Below are 16,820 nucleotides of genomic sequence, written 5' to 3' on the forward strand. Positions count from 1 at the left end.
CGCCTCGCTCACTGCGGAAGGGAGGTCTCAGCGTATGTCACGGCATGTCAGGCGGCGGCCGGTCCGGCGAGCCGCCCGGCGAGGCGCCCCCGGGCCAGCACCCCGACGCGGTCGGCGCGGGCCGCCTCGGCGGGGTCGCCGGTGGCGACGAGGACGGCGGTCCCGTGCGCGGCGATCAGCCGCAGCACGTCCCAGACGCGGGCCGCGTCCGCCCCGCCGAGACCGGCGGTGGGGCCGTCCAGGTACAGCACGTCCGAGCGGGCGACGAGGGCGAGCGCCACGTCCAGCAGGCGCCGCTCCCCCGGCCCGAGCCGCTCGAACCGCACGTCGGCCAGCCCGGCGAGGCCGGTGAGCGCCAGCGCCTCGTCGCGGGTCAGCGGGTCGAGCGTCCAGCGCCGCCAGGCGTCCACGACCTCGGCGACGGTGAGGCCCGGGAACAGGCCGCCCTCGCGCCACACCGCGCCCGACCGGACGGCGTCGCGGTGCTCGTAGGGGTCGGCGCCGCCGACCCGGACGGTGCCCGACACCGGGCGGCGCAGCCCGGCGACGGCCTCCAGCAGCGTGGTCGCGCCGGACCCGGCGACCGCCTCCAGCACCGCGTACACCTCGCCCCGGGAGAGGGTGAACGAGACGCCGCGGACGGTCTCGCCCTCGCCGGCGCGGACGTACAGGTCGCGTACCTCGATCAGTGGTGCCCTCATGCGTCCATGCTCGCCGCCGACCGCGCGGACGTGCAGTCACGTGCGTCAGCAACCGCCCGTGAGGTTCGCAGGGGCGGCCCGTGACAAACGTCAGCGGTCGCGCACGAGGACGTCGAGGTCGATCTCGCTCGGGCGGGTGAGGCCCGACAGCGCCATGTTCAGTTCCAGGTCGGCTTGCAGGCAGCGCAGCACGTGCCGGACGCCCGCCTCGCCGCCGAGCGCGAGCCCGTAGGCGTAGGCGCGGCCGATGAGGACGGCGTCGGCGCCGAGCGCGAGGGCCTTCACCACGTCCGAGCCGGTGCGGATCCCGCTGTCGAACAGGACGGCGGCGCGGCCCTTGACGGCGTCGGCGACGGCGGGCAGCGCGTCCAGCGACGCGATCGCGCCGTCCACCTGGCGGCCGCCGTGGTTGGAGACGATCACGCCGTCCATGCCGGCGTCCACGGCCTTGCGGGCGTCGTCGGGGTGCTGGATGCCCTTCAGGGCGATCGGGCCGTCCCACCGCTCGCGCAGCCACGCCAGGTCGTCCCAGGTCAGCGAGGGGTTGCCGAAGTTGGCGACCCAGTGCAGCAGCGCGGCGTCCCTGTTCTCCTCGGTGACGGGGCCGCCGACGGCGCGCTGGAACACCGGGTCGGTGTAGTAGTTGGCGACGCCGATGCCGCGCAGGAACGGCAGGTACGCCTGGTCGAGGTCGCGGGGCCGCCAGGCGAGCGTGAACGTGTCGAGCGTTACGACCAGGGCGCTGTACCCGGCGGCCTTCGCGCGGGCGAGGAAGCTGGCGGCGAGCTCGCGGTCCTTCGGCCAGTACAGCTGGTACCAGCGGGGGCCGTCCCCGGCGGCCTCGGCGACCTTCTCGATCTCGTACGAGGCGGCGGTGCTGACGATCTGCGTCACGCCGGCCGCGGCGGCCGCGCGGGCCGTCGCCAGCTCCCCGTCGGGGTGCAGGATCGACTGGACGCCGACGGGCGCCAGCAGGACGGGCGACGGCATCGCGGTGCCGAGGACCTCCACCGACAGGTCGCGGTCCGCGACGTCGCGCAGCATCCGCGGGACGATCCGCCACCGGTCGAACGCCGCCCGGTTCGCGCGGGCCGTCGCCTCCGAGCCCGCCGAGCCCGCGACGTAGCCGTGCGCCTGCGCCGACAGCTTCGCGCCCGCCAGCTCCTCCAGCCGCGTCAGGTCCGTCGGCAGGGCGGGGAGCGCGTCGCCGAGCCCGTTCAGGTAGATCTCGTTCTGGAAATCGGCCAGTGAGCTCACGAAAGCCTCCCCGGAATCGGCGCGCCGCGCCGGTACGGTGCGAATCTGTCGTTGGGACCGGCAACAATGTCCCACATGGCACGACGTGGATCCCAAGCCCCTCCCCCGCCGCCGGACTTCGAAGAGAACATCATCGACGTCGATGTCTCCGAGGAGATGCGCGGCAGCTACCTGGAGTACGCCTACTCGGTCATCTACTCGCGCGCGCTCCCGGACGCGCGCGACGGGCTGAAGCCGGTGCAGCGGCGCATCCTGTACTCGATGAACGACATGGGGCTCCGCCCCGACCGCGGGCACGTCAAGTGCGCCCGCGTCGTCGGGGAGGTGATGGGCAAGCTCCACCCGCACGGCGACAGCGCGATCTACGACGCGATGGTCCGCCTCGCCCAGCCGTGGGCCATGCGGATGCCGCTGGTCGACGGCCACGGCAACTTCGGGTCGCTCGGCGGCGACGACATGCCCGCCGCGATGCGCTACACCGAGGCGCGCCTGTCCCGCGAGGCGATGCAGCTCGTCGCCACCATCGACGAGGACACCGTCGACTTCCGGCCCAACTACGACGGCCAGGAGCAGGAGCCCGAGGTCCTGCCGGCGGCGTTCCCGAACCTGCTGGTCAACGGCGCGTCCGGCATCGCGGTCGGCATGGCCACCAACATGGCGCCGCACAACCTCGGCGAGGTCGTCGCCGCCGCCCGGCACCTGCTGGAGCGCCCCGACGCCACCCTCGACGACCTCATGCGCTTCGTGCCCGGCCCCGACCTCCCCACCGGCGGCAAGATCGTCGGCTTGGACGGCATCCGCGACGCCTACGCCACCGGCCGCGGCACCTTCCGCACCCGCGCCACCACCCACATCGAGGACGTCTCGGCGCGCCGCAAGGGCATCGTCGTCACCGAGCTGCCGTACGCGGTCGGCCCCGAGCGGGTCAAGGCGAAGATCAAGGAACTGGTCAACGCCAAGAAGCTCAACGGCATCGCCGACCTCAAGGACCTCACCGACCGCAACGTCGGGCTCCGCCTCGTCATCGAGATCAAGAACGGGTTCCACCCCGAGGCCGTCCTCGCCCAGCTCTACAAGCTGACGCCGATGGAGGAGACCTTCGGCATCAACAACGTGACGCTGGTCGACGGGCAGCCCCGCACGCTCGGCCTCCGCGAGCTGCTCCAGGTCTACGTCGACCACCGGCTGAACGTGGTGCGGCGCCGCTCGGCGTTCCGCCGCCGCAAGCGCGAGGAGCGCCTGCACCTGGTCGACGGCCTGCTCGTCGCGCTGCTGAACATCGACGCCGTCATCGCCGTCATCCGCGAGTCCGACGACTCGTCCGCCGCCAAGCAGGCGCTCATCGACCGGTTCGAGCTGTCGGAGATCCAGGCCCAGTACATCCTGGACACCCCGCTGCGCCGCCTCACCCGCTTCGACAAGCTGGAGCTGGAGAAGGAGCAGGACCAGCTCCGCCGCGAGATCGCCGAGCTGACCGCGCTGCTGGAGTCCGACGCCAAGCTGCGCAGGCTGGTGGCCAAGGAGCTCGCCGCCGTCGCCAAGGAGTTCGCGACGCCGCGCCGCACCGTCCTCATCGAGGACAACGGCGAGACCAAGTCGGCCGCCGCCGTCCCGCTGGAGGTCCCCGACGACCCGACGCTCGTGCTGCTGTCGTCCACCGGCCTGCTCGCCCGCACCCCCGACGCCTCCCCGCTGTCGGCCGAGGGCGGCCGCTCCGCGCACGACGTGCTCGTCGCGGTCGTCCCGTCCACGGCGCGCGGCCAGGTCGGCGCGGTCACCTCGGACGGCCGGATGATCCGCGTCGAGGTCATCGACCTGCCGATCCTGCCGCCGTCGGCGTCGCCGCCGTCCCTGGCGGGCGGCGCCCCGATCACCGAGTACATCGAGCTGGCGGCGGGCGAGCGCGTCGTCGGGCTCGGCGCCATCGCCGACACCGGCGGCGGCCTCGCGCTCGGCACCGAGCAGGGCGTGGTGAAGCGCGTCGTGCCCGAGTTCCCCGGCAACCGCGACGACTTCGAGGTGATCACCCTCAAGGACGGCGACCGGGTCGTCGGCGCCGTCCAGCTCGGGTCCGAGGACGAGCACCTGGTCTTCATGACCACCGACGCGCAGCTGCTGCACTTCCCGGCGTCGATCGTCCGGCCGCAGGGCCGCCCGGCGGGCGGCATGGCGGGCATCAAGCTCGCGGCGGACGCCCGCGTCCTCTGGTTCGGCGCGGTCGACCCGTCCCGCACCTCCCGCGTCATCACCGTCTCGGGCAGCGCCGCGGCGCTGGACGGCACCCAGACCGGCGCCCTGAAGATCGCCGACTTCGCCGAGTACCCGGCGAAGGGCCGCGCCACCGGCGGCGTCCGCTCGCACCGGTTCCTCAAGGGCGAGGACACCCTGATCCTCGCCTGGGCCGGCCCCGCCCCCGTCAAGGCGACCGCCCCCAACGGCCAGTCGATCACCCTGCCGGAGGACCTCGGCCGCCGCGACGGCTCGGGCGAGAAGCTGCACCGCGCCATCGCCACCGTCGGCGGCCCCATCGGCCCGACCGCCGACCCCGGCGAGGCCGACGCCGACGCCGCGGGCGAGGCCGCCGAGCTGGGCGGCAAGGTGGAGTGACGGTGCGACCTGCCGTGCCTCACGTGCCAGGGGCACGGCAGGTCAGCCCGCTCCCAGCTCCCCGTCGCACCGCACGATGGCCTCGGTCACCTCGGCGACCTCGCCGAGCGGATACCGGACGGTCCCCGTCCCCGGCTGCGTCAGCAGGATCCCGTGCCGCCGCACCCACACCGTGATCTCGGGCCGCACCGACAGCACGGCCATGTTCCACCCCTCGCACCGATGCAGCCGCGCGAACCCCCGCGCCCGCAGCAGCCCCTCCAGCTCCCGCCCCACCGCCTGACAGTCCGGCTCTGGCCCGCTGCTCCACACCCCCGGCACAGGCACCGCGAAGTAGGCGACCTTCCCGGGCGCGGCCATCACCCCACGCCACGACCGCGACCGGTGCACGCCCCACTGCCCGCCGTGCTCGACGACCAGCGCGTTCACCATCTCCAGCCCCCGCCCACCCTCGGCGTCAGGCGGCGGCCGGAACGGCGCCCGCGGAAACTCCCCCCGCCACCCGCCCCCGTCGAACACCTTCACCACCAGCTCGGGCGCCGCACCCCGCCGGTAGGCGTACAGCTCGGGCGCCGCCACGTCCTTGCCGAGCGCATGCACGAAGGCGTTGGTCGCCAGCTCGGACACCATGGTCACCGCGTCCCGCGCGAGCCCGCCCGCGAGCCCCAGCTCCCGGGCCGTCCCCCGCACCCGCTCCCGCGCCACCGCCGCGCACGTCGCGTCACCCGGCAGCCCCCACACGGCGAACCCACCACCCCGGATCACCGCGGCCGCCACACCCGCATCAGGGGGATTCCACATACCGATCACCACCCAGGGAGAGATCGGCACCGTTGCCGATCGTGGTCGGATAGCTCCCCAGCGTGACAGTGATCCGAGAATCCGGCAACCAAATCACGAATCGAAAATCTAATCACTCGAAGTCGTCACCCACCGTGCGCGATCGTGGCACCCTGTCGCCATGACGGAGGTCCACCCCGCCGGCTACAGCCCGACGATCAAGAAGCGCGCCCTGAGCAAGAAGCTGGTCGCCGCCCGCAAAGAGGTCGGCATGACCACCACCGAGGTCTGCAAGCGCCTCCGCTGGAGCCCCTCGAAGCTGAACTACATCGAGAAGGCCAAGTGGATCGAGCCGAGCAGCGACTCCGTCGCCGACCTCTGCGAGCTCTACGGCATCGAGGGCACCGAACGCGACGGCCTGATCGCGCTGGCCCGCGAAGCCCGCCAACGCGGCTGGTGGACCCGCTACAACGACGTCTTCCGCAGCGAGTTCCCCGGCTTCGAGGCGGCCGCCTCGACCATCCTGACTTTTCAGAACGTCTTCCTGCCGGGCCTTCTCCAGACAGCGGCCTATACCGAGCAAGCCATCCGCGCTGACGGCACCGACGACCCGGCCGAGGTCAAGCGCTATCTCTCAGCTCGCCTCGAACGCCAACAGATCATCCAGCGCGCCGAGGACCCTTGCCGCCTCCATGCGATCATCGATGAGAACGTGATCGCGCGGCTCGGTTCCAGCGAGAAGCGCACGGCCCAACTGCAACACCTCGTGCAGATCGCCGAGTTGCCGAATGTCGAGCTCCAAGTGATCAGAACGAGCGTCGGGCTCTACCCGGGGACGGGTGAGCCGTTCACTTACTTGCAGTTCGCCGATCCAAGCGAGCGCGACATCGTCTTTCTGGAAACGACGGTCGATGCCCGGCTCCTAGAGGAGAAGATCGAACTTCAGCGCTATATGGTCAGGTTCGACACGCTACGCGCGAGCGCCCTCGACACCAGTGCGACGCGCGCCTTCCTGTTGGCCGAGCTGAAGGACGCGGGATGATTCCTTCCGACCCCTGCTGGCGCAAGAGCAGCCGCTCAATGGGCACCAATGACGACTGCGTGGAGGTTGCGGCCCTCGCCACCGCTCACGCCGTCCGCGACTCCAAGAACCCCACCGGCCCCACCCTCACCCTCCCCCACCCCGCCTGGCGCGCCCTCCTGCACCACATCAAGCAAGGCCGCCACGACCTCTGATCGCCCGGCGCACGGTTGGAAAGCAGACGACATGACCAAGCCGATCAGTGCAGGAGCGGGCTGGCGCAAGAGCCACCACAGCGACGGCGGGAACGGCTGCGTGGAGGTCGCGACCCTCGCCACCGCCCATGCCGTCCGCGACTCCAAGAACCCCACCGGCCCCATCCTCGCCCTCCCCCACCCCGCCTGGCGCACCCTCCTGCACCACATCAAGCAAGGCCGCCACGACCTCTGACCGCACGGCTCGCAGCCCCGCTCTCACGATGACCACCCGGTCGCCGTTCGTTGAGATGCGGCGTGTTGCGCACTTTGAAGATCGAAAGTGCGCAACACGCCGCATCTCAACATCGAGCGACCAGGCGGTCATGAGCAGCGGAGCGAGTGGACAGGACCTTGGGCGCGCCCTGCTAGCGGCCTCGCTGCCCTTCGCCAGGAGCAACGGCATTGACGACGCAGTGATCGAGCTGGAAGAAGGGAACGCGGCGGGGCGGCTGGCCAGCGAGTTCAGTGCCTGGCCAATGGCGCACCTTCCGGCCGAGCGGAGAGCTCGACAGCGTTATCTGCTGCCCACCGCCTGACGTCGGTGACACGGTTTGCGGGCCGGGACGCCGCGGTTAGCCTTCAAGGGTGATCGATTCGGCAGGGGAACGGCTGGGAGCGAGCGCCGCGCGGGAGCTCCGCAAGATCGGAAGGTACGCGTTCGGGCCGGGGCTCACCGATGCGGAGTTCACTCGCATCGAGGCCGAGTTCGGCATCGAGTTCGCCGACGATCACCGCGCCTTCCTCGCCGCCGGCCTGCCGCTCAACTCGGCGCGGGAACCCGGTGAGACATGGCTCCATCCCTGGCCGGACTGGCGCAACGGCGACCCCGAGGCCCTTCGGACCCACGTCGACTGGGCGGTCAACGGCGTGCTCTTCGATGTCGAGCACGGCTTCTGGAAGCAAGCGTGGGGTGACCGCCCCGACGATCTCGCGGAAGCGCTCGCGACCGCACGGATCCACCTCGATCAGGTGCCCAAGCTCGTCCCCGTCTTCGCCCACCGCTTTCTCCCCAGCGGCCACGGCACGTACGGGCACCCGGTCCTCTCAATCCACCAGACCGACATCATCTTCTACGGAACCGACCTCGTGAACTACGTCGCCAATGAGTTCCTCAACGAAGGCCACTGGTCCATCGACCCCGGCTGGACTCCGCCGCCCCTGGTCGCGTTCTGGGGCGACTTCCTCTAGGGGATCTCGGAACACGACTGCCGGGGTGCGTTGCGGCGGCCCAAGCGAAGGCCAGGGCGCCGGCGGTGAAGAGGACGTCCGTGCTGACGCTCGCGGTCACCGCCCAGAGGGACGGGTGCGGGGTGCCGGTGACCTGCGCCATCGTCATATCGGTGAAGCCCCGGGGCAGCAGGCCGGTCGCGCGGGCCAGGTCGTCGGCGACGCCGGACAGGCCCCGGAGGCCGAGCAGCGCGCAGCCCGTCCAGGCGGTCGCCAAGAGCAGCCGGTGCGGGATGTGGCGGCCCCACTGCTGGGCGAGCGCCAGGGGAAGGAGGATCCCGACCGCCACCATGCCGATCAGGACCACCCCGCCCACCTGCATGGCCACCCGCGAGGCCCCGTCGTGGTCCGCGGGCGACGGCGTCTTCAGGCCGGTGCGGACCCACACCACGTGCCAGGCCAGGAAGAGCATCACCCAGGCGAACGCCGTGTAGGCGGCGCGGCGGGCGGTGCGTGCGCGGTCGTCGTACGTCTGCATACCGACGAGGATCGCCGCGCGGGCAGGCAGCCGCCTCCCCCGGACGGGCGATTCACCCGGCCCGCGAGCGCTGCCCCGCCTCGTCCGGACGGACGAAGCGGGGCGGGGCACCTCACGGACGGGCGCGGCGACGTCCGGGGATCTCGGCGAGGCGGACGGCCGCCAGGGCGACCCCTGCGGCGGTCAGCCCTGCGACGACCACCTCGCTGGGATTCTGGAAGTAGAAGTCGGACAGGTGCGGGCCCGCGTATTGCAGGACCGGCGGCGCGCCGGGCAGCGCCAGCAGCACGACCGCGCGCCGCCCCGCCCCGCTGCGCCAGAGCGCGCCGGCGACGAGGACCGCGGCTCCGACGACGACCGTCCACACGGCCGCGGACCAGATCTCGATGACGTGCGACCAAGCGGTCCCCTCCGGCCGCGGCGTGCCGGCGGTCGGCGACGGGACGGACGGAAGGAGCACCAGGTACGTCGTCACGAACGCTGCGGCGCCGTTCAGGGCGAGCACGCCGGCGACGGCGCGGCGGCCCAGAAGCCGGGCTCCCTGCGCGGGGCCGGGCGACGCGGCCAGCGACAGGATCACGAGCAGGCCGAGCGGCAGCGAGACGTTGGCGTAGGCGTGCGTCGCGGCCCAGCCGCGATCGGGATCGGTCGTCCCGTAGAGCGCGATCGGTACCTGGACCGCGATGACCGCTCCTGCGGTGAGCAGCGCCGCCCGGCGCGCCCCGCGCCGGACGAGGACGGCGATGACGGCCCAGGCCGCCCAGAGGGGTGCGGTGGAGAAATGGTCGACCAGGGACGCGTATCCGCCCGCTCCCGGGTAGCGCTCCGCCCGGTCGAGCTGGATCATCCGGACCTCGAACGGAATGTTCGCCGCGAACCGCAGCCCGTCGGCCAGCAGCGCTGCCAGAGCCACGAACCCGGCGATGGAGAGGGCCGCGGGCCACCCCACCGGCGCCCCGCGACCCGCCACCGCGCGGCGCAAGTGCAGGCGCACCGCGCCGACCAGCAGGTCGGCGGTGTCGGCGGCGGACGGCCGCGTCTGGCCGGGACGGGCGGCGTCCAGCAGCACGTCCAGCATCTCCCGCCGCTGCCCGGCCGGGTAGAGGCCGAGCAGGCGGCGGTAACGCTCTTCGAGTGTGCGCAACGATCTTCCTTCGGAGGGGGGCGCGGGTCGGTCAGGCGGACGGGTGGGCGCCCTTGCGGAGCCGCGCCGGGAGCTCGATCAGCAGGAGGCCGCCCAGCGCGACGGCGAGTCCCGCGACGGCGGTGAGCATGGGACCGTGCGGGCCGTCCTCCACGGAGAAGCCGCGCACGGCCGTCTCGGCGACCGTCGCAAAGACAGGCGTGACGGGCAGCACGAGCAGCGCGCAGGCGCGGCGGCCGTGGCCGCTGCGAGCGAGCACGGCCAGCAGCGCGATCCCGAGGGCGGCCACCACCAGCAGGCGGCCGACCTGGAGCATCCGCAGCGCACCGCTGAACATGTCCAGCGCCCCTGGCTGGTACCGGTCGCCCGGCCAGTACATGCGGCCCGTCACGAGGGCGGCGCTCGGCGCGGTGAACAGCAGGGCCAGCAGCGCGCCCGCGGCCGGGACCGCCGAGGCGACGCGACGCCCCAAAAGCCGCGCGCCGTGCGCGGGTCCTGGCGAGGTGACCAGGGAGGCGGTGCACAGCAGGCCCAGCAGGAACGGGACCGTCGAGACCGAGGTCGCGGGCATGCCGTACGGGACCGGGCCGTGCGCCAGATACACCGTGAGGACGGCGGACTGGGCCGTGAGGACGAGGGCGGTGAGGCCCGTCGCGGTCCGCCGGAACCCGCGCCGGACCAGGACGGCGACGGCCGCCCAGGCGAGCCAGTACGGACCCGTCCCGAGCGCGGCGGACAGGTGCTCGAAGGCGCCCCGGCTCTGGTCGCCGGCGGTGAGCGCCAGCACGTACGGCGCGTTGACGAGGAAGCGCAGCCCGTCCGCGAGCAGCAGGACGAGCGACACGTACCCCGCGATCGCGAGGCCCTGCTGCCACGTCCCGCCGCCCGCGCCGCAGACCAGCCGGCGCGCCCGGATGCGGACGGCGCCGAACAGCAGGTCGGCGGTATCGACGACGGACGGCCGCGCCTGGCCGGGGCGGGCGGCGTCCAGCAGGACGTCCAGCATCTCCTGCCGCCGCTCGGGCGGATACAGCGCGAGCAGGCGGCGGTAGCGGTCTTCGAGAGTGCGCATGGGGGGATTCCTCGTCTCGGTCAGGCGGGCGCGGTGCCGGGGCGCGGGCGGGCGGCGAGGCGGCGGGCGGCGGCCTCGGTGCGCCGCCGCAGGGCGTCGACCTCGGCGGCGAGCGCGGCGGCGCCCTCGTCGGTCAGCCGGTAGTAGCGGCGGAGGCGGCCGTCCACGACCTCCTCGCGGTCGGCGCCGATCAGGCCGTCGGCCTGGAGGCGGTCCAGGGCGGCGTAGAGCGTGCCCGCGCGCAGCCGCGTCCGGCCGCCGGAGATCCGCTCGGCGTCGGTGATGATCCCGTAGCCGTGCTGGGGACCGTCCGCGAGCGCCGTCAGGATCAGGAAGGTGGGCTCCTGCATGGTCTTGCTCATGTCATCTTTATATACCGATGATCTGACTATGATCAACCCGCGTCCCGGACGCGGCCGGACGCCGTCCCCGTCAGCGCTCGGCGGGGTGCCGGAGGCAGGGCGAGGCGACGTGGACAGTGATCCGGGACCGTCCCGATTCGGTGAGCGCCACCCCGAGCCGCGCCCCGTACCCCTCGTCGGGCGCGTCCATCAGCAGCACCGGCTCGTCACCGGCCGCGTTCGGGGCGAGCACCGACGCGCGCTCGCGCCAGCCCGCCGCCTCCAGCCGCTCGCGCGCGGCGGCGAGCGCGGGGACCGCCGCCGACGGCGCGACCAGCTCGACGTGCCCGATGTAGAAGACCTGGTACGGGCTGTAGTCCACCCACCAGGCGGGCAGCGGCGGCTCGGGCACCGGCTCGTCCACCGCCACGGTCCCCTCGAGCGCCTCGCACGGCTGCGGACTCACCTCGTCCGGCGACCGGCTGAGCGCCCCGGCCTCGGCGAGCGCGCGCCCGACCGTGAAAGCGTGCCGCGTCACCTTCTCCGCCGCGTCCCGCGGATGCTCGACCGCCAGGCCGGACGGCATCCACGCCTCAGGCATTGGGATGCCTGAAGCAGTCGGTCTCCAGCTGAACGGTCAGAGTGGCTCGCGGAGGTGTACCGGTGTCATAGACCGACAGTCGAACGTCGTCCTTCTCGCCGCTGAGGCCGCCCGGCGCTCCACCCATCGTCTTCTGTTCTGACGGATGCCAACCGCCCACGTTCTTCACTTGCCGGAGCACTGCCGCCAGCAGCGCCCGCCGGTCCTGCTCATCGCGCAACACCACCTGAGCATCGAAGTGGATGCTGTAGAGGGCGTACTTGACCTTCCTCGGATCATCGGCCAGCGGAGCGACCTCGCGGTTGTAGTCCTTTTCGTAATCGTTGCCGCAGGGAAACCCGTAGACGCCGCGGCCGCGCACGTCACGCCCGCCGAGAGCCGGAACCAGCTCGCGGCTCAGCGCCGAGACCTCATCCCCCACACCCTTCGGATCCCTGCGCGAGTAGTGCCCGGAAAGCGGATCGCAGGCGCAGCCGGCGAAAGCGCAGGCGAAGACGGCGACCGCCGCTCGGATCATCGTGTTCCGCATCCGCCCCGCCATCGGCCTGCTTGAGGCGGACGAACTCAGAAGAGGCGTTGCCACCATGTGTCCTTACTCTCGCCGGGCCCGCCCGACCCGTAGGGAACCGGATCGTTGCCGCTGCCGCCCGCGTCGTAGGCGGTCCCGGCCACCACCCTTCCCTGTTGGTCGAGACTCCTCATGGCACCGCCGAAGGTGTAGGGATCCGGATCCTTGTCCGTCCAGTAGGAGCTGTGGCCGCCCCCGTCGGTGACGAGACGGCGGCCGCCGAACTCGGGGTCGGAGGGGACGCGCGGCGGGCCGATCGCACCGCCGTCGCCGTGGCCGTACCTGCCGATGCTCGGGACCTGGTCGCCCCGGGCCTCCTGCGCGTAGACGTGCCCTGCGCCGATGTGGAGGTCGCCCGCCTTGTCCACGCGCATGCCGGGGCTGCCCGCGACCATGATGTCGTTCACGCGGAGCCTGTCGTCGGCGTGGCGGGCGGCCTCACCGATGACGGTCGAGCCGTAGCTGTGGCCCACCGCCGTCATGTGCGCGTTCGGGTTGCCCTCCGCGGCCTGGGTGGCGCGCAGGCCGTCGACGAAGGCGTTCAGTTTCGGGCCGCCCGCGTCGGCGTACTTCCCGCTCGGCGAGTCCGTGTAGACGCTGTCGGGCGCGTCGTAACCGAGCCAGGCGATCGTGGAGACCGGCTTGTCGGTGTAGGCGCTCGCCGCATCGTTGAGGTTGGCCGCGCGGTTCATGCTGCCGCCGAACTTGTCGAGGTCCTCGGTGGTGCCCGGGACGTAGGTGGCGACGTGCGTGGCGGTGTCGGGATTGCCGAAGGCGACGATCGCGCGCCCGTCCGAACCGTCCTTCTCGGCCTTCTCCCGCACGGTCGAGTCCAACCCGAGCAGGTACAGGTCGCGGCCCTTCGCCTCGTAGGTGCGCATGGCGGCGTCGAGGTTCGTCAGCCGTTTCAGGTCGCGCTGCTCGAAGGCGCTGAGGTTCGCGCCCTTGGCCTGGAGTTCGGCGAGGCGGGCGTCCAGGCGGGTGCGGTTGGCCTCGTCGCGGTCCTCGGACGGGATGCCGTTCGCCCAGCCGATCTTGTCGGGGTAGGCGTTCATCAGCAGGTGCCGCTGCTCTTCGGGCAGGCTCTTCCACCAGGCGGTGACCTTCTTGGGGTCGGTCATACCCTTCGGCGGCACGTTGCCCGGATCGAACCCGGCGAGGGCGGTCGCCTTGCGGGCGTCGTCGCGGAGGTCGGCGAGCGGGTGCCTGCTGGTGAGGATGTCGGGTTGGAAGGCACGGAGCGCCGCCGCGACCTGTGTGTCGGCGTCGGTGGCCTTCTTGACGGCCGCGGCGAACCGGTCGTGGACGGCGTTGGCGGCCTGCTGGTACTGCTGCCAGTTCGCGTAACGGGGCGGCAGGCTCGGCGCCAGTCGGATCGAGCCGTCGTCGCCGACCGACAAGTACTCGCCCTGCGCGGCGTGCAGGACGTCGCGGAGCTCCGCCTGGGCCGCGGAGATCTTCGCCTGGGCACTGCACAGGACGCCGGCGATGCTCGCCGCTTCGGTGCCCGCGACCTTCATCCTGGTCCGCTCCAGGAGCAGGACGGGCATCGCCGCCTCGGCGTCCTTGCCCGTCCAACGCGCCTTGCGGATGCCCTGGAGGAACCCGTCGTGATAGGCGTCCTCGGCCTTCTCCAGGTGCTCGACGAGCTTGCGCCACGACCGCCAGGCACCGTCCAGCTCACCGGGTTTCGCGTCGCGGAGCTGTGCGAAGGAGACCACCGCGTCACGCCCCGGCCTGGATCCGGCCGAGCCGCCGCCGGGTCGCCTCGTCGGCGTTGCCGTGGTTGGCCGCGCAGGTCTCCACGGCCTCGCCGGCGCGCTCGACCTGCTCGGCGAGCTTGCCGAGGGCGGTGCGCCAGCCCGACACTGTCTCCTCCAGCGCGGCCGCCATCGTCCAGCCGCGCAGCGCCGCGACGGCCTGCTGATTCTCGCCAGGGACGGGACGGGCGCCGCTGACGATCCCCTCGCTGACCTGGGACGTCTTCTTCGAGGCGCTCCTCATGGCCGCGGAGTCGAAGCCGATACCCCCGGAGGCGGCCGGTCGCGGGTCCGGTCGCGGGGGGCGCGGCGGGGCGACGGGCGGCGCCTGCGGGCTGGGCCGCGGCGCCGTCGGGGCGGCCGGGGACGGCGCGGGTGCTCGGGGACTCGGCTGCGGCTGAGGGATGGGGCCGTTCAGCAGTTGGTCGATGCGGTTCGGCGGGGCCACGCTGGGGTGCTCCTCCCGGAAGGGGCCACGGGACGGCGTGGGGTGGGCAAGATGATTCACAGAGCCATGACTCTCGGTCAAGTGGTGCGTTGTCCTTGATCGGGCTTTCGGTCGGACCGGGAAGAGAATCTCCGGTGCGGGGCACGGCGCGTGTCGAGGGGCGGTCGTCGGCTCCGACCTTGTGTTGATGGCAGGGCGCGCGAGTGGCGGTCCGCTCGCGGACGTGGTGGGGTCGGACAGGCCCGGCCGGCCGCGTGACCTGCCGCGCTTCCGATCCGCACGACGCCCGACCCGATACGAGAGGACCACCGCCATGGCCACCACCACCGTCACCTCCGCCGACGGCACCACGATCGCCGTCGAGACCGCCGGGGACGGGACGCCCGTCGTCCTGATCGGCGGGGCGTTCAACGACCGGTCCACCGTCGCGGGCCTGGCCGCCGCGCTCGCGCCGCACGTCGCCGCCGTCACCTACGACCGGCGCGGGCGGGGCGGCAGCGACGACAAGGACCCCGCCGGGTTCCGGGTGGAGCGCGAGGTCGAGGACCTCGCCGCCGTCCTCGCGCACGTCGGCGGATCCGCCGGGGTGTTCGGGCACTCCTCGGGCGCGCTGCTCGCGCTGGAGGGCGTGCTGAGCGGCCTGCCGATCTCGCGGCTGGCGATGTACGAGCCGCCCGTCATCGTCCCCGGCACCCGGCCCGCGCCGCCCGCCGGCGCGCTGGAGCGGCTGCGCGCGCTCACCGAGGCCGGTGACCGCGACGCGGCCGCCGCGCTGTTCCTGACCGAGCAGGTCGGCGTCCCCGCCGAGGTCGTCGAGGGCATGAAGAGCGGCCCGGCGTGGGGGTTCATGAGCGGCCAGGCGCACACGCTCGGCTACGACGTCGCCGTCTCGGCGCGCAACGCCGACCCGCGGGACGCGCGGCTCGCCGCGATCGGCGTCCCGGTGCTGGTGCAGAACGGCGGCGCCGGGGAGGCGTGGATGGCCGAGGGCGCCGCCGCGCTCGCCGCGTCCGTCCCCGGCGCCCGCCACGAGGTGCTGCCCGGCGAGGACCACGCCGTGCTGCAGCGCCCGGAGAACCTCGCGCCGTCGCTCGCCGCGTTCTTCGCCTGACGGGCGGCGGGGGCTGCGGGGACGGTCAGGACTCGATGTCGTCCGGGCCCCACAGGGCCCGCATCTCGACGACCTTGCCGTCCTCGCCGAACGTCATGACGTCGATCGCGCGGATCCGCATGTTCATCGCCGGCACCTCGACGGTGAACGCCATCGCCGCCTGGTTTCCGTGCGAGCCGCGGATCGGCCCGTCGAGTGTGAGCTTGCTCCCTGCCGCGATGGCGTTGGCGTAGAACTCGTCGATCGCCGGGCGGCCGTGGACCGGCGGCGTGCCGACCGGGTCCTCGATGACGGCGTCCGCCGCGAACAGGTCGGACACGGCCGCGGCGTCGCCGGCGGCGAAACCGTCGATGTAGGCCTGCAGGGCGCGCTTCATGTCTTCCTGGGAGAGCATGCCCGGAGACTAGCAAGCGGTTGCTCGGTTCACCATGGAGCAGAATGCCGCCATGGCGATCGCATCGTTCATGGTCCCGCTGGGCTCCCCCGCGCCCGGCTTCTCCCTGCCGTCCGCCGCGGGCGGGACGGTCGCGCTGGACGACCTGGCCGGCGCGCCCGCGCTGCTGGTGGCCTTCCTCAGCAACCACTGCCCCTACGTGCGCCGCGTCGAGGCCGGCCTCGGCGCGCTCGCCGCCGAGTACGCCGCGCGCGGCGTCGCGACCGTCGGCGTCTGCTCCAACGACACCGACCGCTACCCCGACGACGGCGCCGCGCACCTGCGCGAGCAGGCCGCGCGCGCCGGGTTCGCCTTCCCCTACCTGGTGGACGCCGACCAGACGGTCGCGCTCGCCTACAAGGCGGCCTGCACGCCCGACTTCTTCCTCTACGACGGCGCCCGCCGGCTGGCCTACCGGGGCCAGTTCGACGCGGCGCGGCCGAGCAACGACGTCCCGGCGGACGGGGCGACGCTGCGCGCCGCGCTGGACCGGGTCCTGGCGGGCGAGCCGGTCCCCGGGCCGCACGTGCCGAGCCTCGGCTGCGGCATCAAGTGGCGGCCCGGCAACGAGCCCGCCTGAGCGGTCAGGCGCGGGCCGCCGGGGCGGCGAGCGTGCGGCGGGCCCGCTCGGCCGCGGAGGCGAGGGCCTCCATCAGGTCGGCGGGGCCGCCGGCGGTGTCGCAGTGCCAGTTCCGGACGATCCGCTCGCCCTCGGGGCCTGGGTCGAACCGGCCGCCCGCGAAGCAGCCCGCCGCGTCGAGGCGGGCGACGGGATCGGCGTCGTCGTCCAGCCGCATCGCGTAGGCGGCGGCGTCGATGAGGCCGATCGCCGCGCGGGCGTCGTGCCCGCCGTCGCGGTCGGCGCCCTCGTCGTCGCGGGCGCCGGCCCGGTCGACGCGCCACCGGGCGTACGGGCGCAGGTAATCGGCGATCATCCAGCTCTTGCTCACCGCCCCATGGTGCGCGCCGCCCGCCCGCCCGTCAGCGGCTTGACCGGTTCCTTGCCCGCGCTTT

At 73.1% G+C, this 16,820-nt stretch carries 21 protein-coding genes; 8 read left to right on the forward strand and 13 right to left on the reverse strand.

What is annotated here, in order from left to right:
• Positions 1–47 precede the first annotated feature (47 nt).
• Together K1Y72_RS21060 and K1Y72_RS21065 are read right to left on the reverse strand one after the other, a co-directional pair.
• Complete coding sequence (locus tag K1Y72_RS21060) at positions 48–701, reverse strand: ATP-binding cassette domain-containing protein (protein WP_220168115.1); 654 nt, start codon at positions 699–701, stop codon at positions 48–50.
• Between the two features lie 90 nt (positions 702–791).
• Complete coding sequence (locus K1Y72_RS21065; RefSeq protein WP_220168116.1) at positions 792–1,958, reverse strand: lactate 2-monooxygenase; 1,167 nt, start codon at positions 1,956–1,958, stop codon at positions 792–794.
• Between the two features lie 75 nt (positions 1,959–2,033).
• Here K1Y72_RS21065 and K1Y72_RS21070 point away from each other — a divergent pair, with 75 nt between their 5' ends.
• Positions 2,034–4,565 carry a DNA gyrase/topoisomerase IV subunit A gene (locus K1Y72_RS21070; RefSeq protein WP_220168117.1) on the forward strand — a complete coding sequence of 844 codons (2,532 nt, stop codon included), beginning with the start codon at positions 2,034–2,036 and terminating at the stop codon, positions 4,563–4,565.
• Between the two features lie 42 nt (positions 4,566–4,607).
• Here the strand turns inward: K1Y72_RS21070 and K1Y72_RS21075 are convergent, their stop codons facing one another.
• Positions 4,608–5,342, reverse strand: coding sequence for an ATP-binding protein (locus tag K1Y72_RS21075; protein ID WP_220168118.1), 735 nt, complete (start codon positions 5,340–5,342; stop codon positions 4,608–4,610).
• Between the two features lie 184 nt (positions 5,343–5,526).
• Here K1Y72_RS21075 and K1Y72_RS21080 point away from each other — a divergent pair, with 184 nt between their 5' ends.
• From K1Y72_RS21080 to K1Y72_RS21100, 5 genes are read left to right on the forward strand one after another with little or no spacing between them, the layout of a single operon-like run.
• On the forward strand, positions 5,527–6,387 hold the full coding sequence (locus K1Y72_RS21080) for a helix-turn-helix domain-containing protein (RefSeq protein WP_220168119.1): 861 nt from the start codon (positions 5,527–5,529) through the stop codon (positions 6,385–6,387).
• Positions 6,384–6,581, forward strand: a complete 198-nt coding sequence (locus K1Y72_RS21085; protein ID WP_220168120.1) for a DUF397 domain-containing protein — start codon at positions 6,384–6,386, stop codon at positions 6,579–6,581. Before K1Y72_RS21080 ends, K1Y72_RS21085 begins: the two co-directional genes overlap by 4 nt.
• Before the next feature lie 31 nt (positions 6,582–6,612).
• Complete coding sequence (locus K1Y72_RS21090; protein WP_220168121.1) at positions 6,613–6,816, forward strand: DUF397 domain-containing protein; 204 nt, start codon at positions 6,613–6,615, stop codon at positions 6,814–6,816.
• A 28-nt stretch (positions 6,817–6,844) separates the two neighbouring features.
• A complete protein-coding gene (locus tag K1Y72_RS21095; RefSeq protein ID WP_220168122.1) occupies positions 6,845–7,159 on the forward strand; it encodes a hypothetical protein in 315 nt (104 codons plus the stop codon).
• 49 nt (positions 7,160–7,208) lie between these two features.
• Complete coding sequence (locus K1Y72_RS21100) at positions 7,209–7,811, forward strand: hypothetical protein (protein ID WP_220168123.1); 603 nt, start codon at positions 7,209–7,211, stop codon at positions 7,809–7,811.
• On the opposite strand, the gene K1Y72_RS21105 is transcribed toward K1Y72_RS21100, so the two are convergent.
• From K1Y72_RS21105 to K1Y72_RS21140, 8 genes are all read right to left on the reverse strand, one after another.
• On the reverse strand, positions 7,735–8,328 hold the full coding sequence (locus tag K1Y72_RS21105; protein ID WP_220168124.1) for a hypothetical protein: 594 nt from the start codon (positions 8,326–8,328) through the stop codon (positions 7,735–7,737). The two genes, K1Y72_RS21100 and K1Y72_RS21105, sit on opposite strands and share 77 nt — an antisense overlap.
• Positions 8,329–8,440: 112 nt before the next feature.
• Positions 8,441–9,472: a hypothetical protein gene (locus tag K1Y72_RS21110; protein WP_220168125.1), complete on the reverse strand. Its 1,032-nt coding sequence runs from the start codon at positions 9,470–9,472 to the stop codon at positions 8,441–8,443.
• Between the two features lie 31 nt (positions 9,473–9,503).
• The gene (locus K1Y72_RS21115; RefSeq protein ID WP_220168126.1) at positions 9,504–10,544 is read right to left on the reverse strand and encodes a hypothetical protein; all 1,041 of its coding nucleotides are present in this window, start codon (positions 10,542–10,544) and stop codon (positions 9,504–9,506) included.
• Positions 10,545–10,564: 20 nt separating this feature from the next.
• A complete protein-coding gene (locus tag K1Y72_RS21120) occupies positions 10,565–10,906 on the reverse strand; it encodes a PadR family transcriptional regulator (protein ID WP_258573071.1) in 342 nt (113 codons plus the stop codon).
• 70 nt (positions 10,907–10,976) lie between these two features.
• Positions 10,977–11,486: a hypothetical protein gene (locus K1Y72_RS21125; protein ID WP_220168127.1), complete on the reverse strand. Its 510-nt coding sequence runs from the start codon at positions 11,484–11,486 to the stop codon at positions 10,977–10,979.
• Positions 11,479–12,015, reverse strand: coding sequence for a hypothetical protein (locus K1Y72_RS21130; RefSeq protein ID WP_220168128.1), 537 nt, complete (start codon positions 12,013–12,015; stop codon positions 11,479–11,481). Before K1Y72_RS21130 ends, K1Y72_RS21125 begins: the two co-directional genes overlap by 8 nt.
• 35 nt (positions 12,016–12,050) lie before the next feature.
• Positions 12,051–13,775 carry an alpha/beta hydrolase gene (locus tag K1Y72_RS37265; protein ID WP_220168129.1) on the reverse strand — a complete coding sequence of 575 codons (1,725 nt, stop codon included), beginning with the start codon at positions 13,773–13,775 and terminating at the stop codon, positions 12,051–12,053.
• Positions 13,776–13,779: 4 nt separating this feature from the next.
• On the reverse strand, positions 13,780–14,058 hold the full coding sequence (locus tag K1Y72_RS21140; RefSeq protein WP_220168130.1) for a hypothetical protein: 279 nt from the start codon (positions 14,056–14,058) through the stop codon (positions 13,780–13,782).
• 517 nt (positions 14,059–14,575) lie between these two features.
• Here K1Y72_RS21140 and K1Y72_RS21145 point away from each other — a divergent pair.
• Positions 14,576–15,373, forward strand: a complete 798-nt coding sequence (locus K1Y72_RS21145; protein ID WP_220168131.1) for an alpha/beta fold hydrolase — start codon at positions 14,576–14,578, stop codon at positions 15,371–15,373.
• Positions 15,374–15,398: 25 nt separating this feature from the next.
• On the opposite strand, the gene K1Y72_RS21150 is transcribed toward K1Y72_RS21145, so the two are convergent.
• Positions 15,399–15,767: a nuclear transport factor 2 family protein gene (locus K1Y72_RS21150; RefSeq protein WP_220168132.1), complete on the reverse strand. Its 369-nt coding sequence runs from the start codon at positions 15,765–15,767 to the stop codon at positions 15,399–15,401.
• A gap of 52 nt (positions 15,768–15,819) precedes the next feature.
• Between K1Y72_RS21150 and K1Y72_RS21155 the strand changes: the two genes are divergently transcribed.
• Positions 15,820–16,386 (forward strand): thioredoxin family protein, encoded by a 567-nt coding sequence (locus K1Y72_RS21155; RefSeq protein WP_220168133.1) that lies wholly within the window; start codon positions 15,820–15,822, stop codon positions 16,384–16,386.
• A 4-nt stretch (positions 16,387–16,390) separates the two neighbouring features.
• Here the strand turns inward: K1Y72_RS21155 and K1Y72_RS21160 are convergent, their stop codons facing one another.
• Complete coding sequence (locus tag K1Y72_RS21160) at positions 16,391–16,756, reverse strand: hypothetical protein (protein WP_220168134.1); 366 nt, start codon at positions 16,754–16,756, stop codon at positions 16,391–16,393.
• Positions 16,757–16,820: the final 64 nt, after the last annotated feature.

Source organism: Actinomadura parmotrematis, assembly GCF_019458805.1.
GTDB lineage: Bacteria > Actinomycetota > Actinomycetes > Streptosporangiales > Streptosporangiaceae > Spirillospora > Spirillospora parmotrematis.

Bases quoted from the DNA above. Each gene is read 5' to 3' on its own strand.
- K1Y72_RS21060 (WP_220168115.1), bottom strand. From the start codon at position 701: ATGAGGGCACCACTGATCGAGGTACGCGACCTGTACGTCCGCGCCGGC.
- K1Y72_RS21070 (WP_220168117.1), top strand. From the start codon at position 2,034: ATGGCACGACGTGGATCCCAAGCCCCTCCCCCGCCGCCGGACTTCGAA.
- K1Y72_RS21080 (WP_220168119.1), top strand. From the start codon at position 5,527: ATGACGGAGGTCCACCCCGCCGGCTACAGCCCGACGATCAAGAAGCGC.
- K1Y72_RS21085 (WP_220168120.1), top strand. From the start codon at position 6,384: ATGATTCCTTCCGACCCCTGCTGGCGCAAGAGCAGCCGCTCAATGGGC.
- K1Y72_RS21090 (WP_220168121.1), top strand. From the start codon at position 6,613: ATGACCAAGCCGATCAGTGCAGGAGCGGGCTGGCGCAAGAGCCACCAC.
- K1Y72_RS21095 (WP_220168122.1), top strand. From the start codon at position 6,845: ATGACCACCCGGTCGCCGTTCGTTGAGATGCGGCGTGTTGCGCACTTT.
- K1Y72_RS21105 (WP_220168124.1), bottom strand. From the start codon at position 8,328: ATGCAGACGTACGACGACCGCGCACGCACCGCCCGCCGCGCCGCCTAC.
- K1Y72_RS21115 (WP_220168126.1), bottom strand. From the start codon at position 10,544: ATGCGCACTCTCGAAGACCGCTACCGCCGCCTGCTCGCGCTGTATCCG.
- K1Y72_RS21120 (WP_258573071.1), bottom strand. From the start codon at position 10,906: ATGAGCAAGACCATGCAGGAGCCCACCTTCCTGATCCTGACGGCGCTC.
- K1Y72_RS21125 (WP_220168127.1), bottom strand. From the start codon at position 11,486: ATGCCTGAGGCGTGGATGCCGTCCGGCCTGGCGGTCGAGCATCCGCGG.
- K1Y72_RS21130 (WP_220168128.1), bottom strand. From the start codon at position 12,015: ATGCGGAACACGATGATCCGAGCGGCGGTCGCCGTCTTCGCCTGCGCT.
- K1Y72_RS21140 (WP_220168130.1), bottom strand. From the start codon at position 14,058: ATGAGGAGCGCCTCGAAGAAGACGTCCCAGGTCAGCGAGGGGATCGTC.
- K1Y72_RS21145 (WP_220168131.1), top strand. From the start codon at position 14,576: ATGGCCACCACCACCGTCACCTCCGCCGACGGCACCACGATCGCCGTC.
- K1Y72_RS21150 (WP_220168132.1), bottom strand. From the start codon at position 15,767: ATGCTCTCCCAGGAAGACATGAAGCGCGCCCTGCAGGCCTACATCGAC.
- K1Y72_RS21155 (WP_220168133.1), top strand. From the start codon at position 15,820: ATGGCGATCGCATCGTTCATGGTCCCGCTGGGCTCCCCCGCGCCCGGC.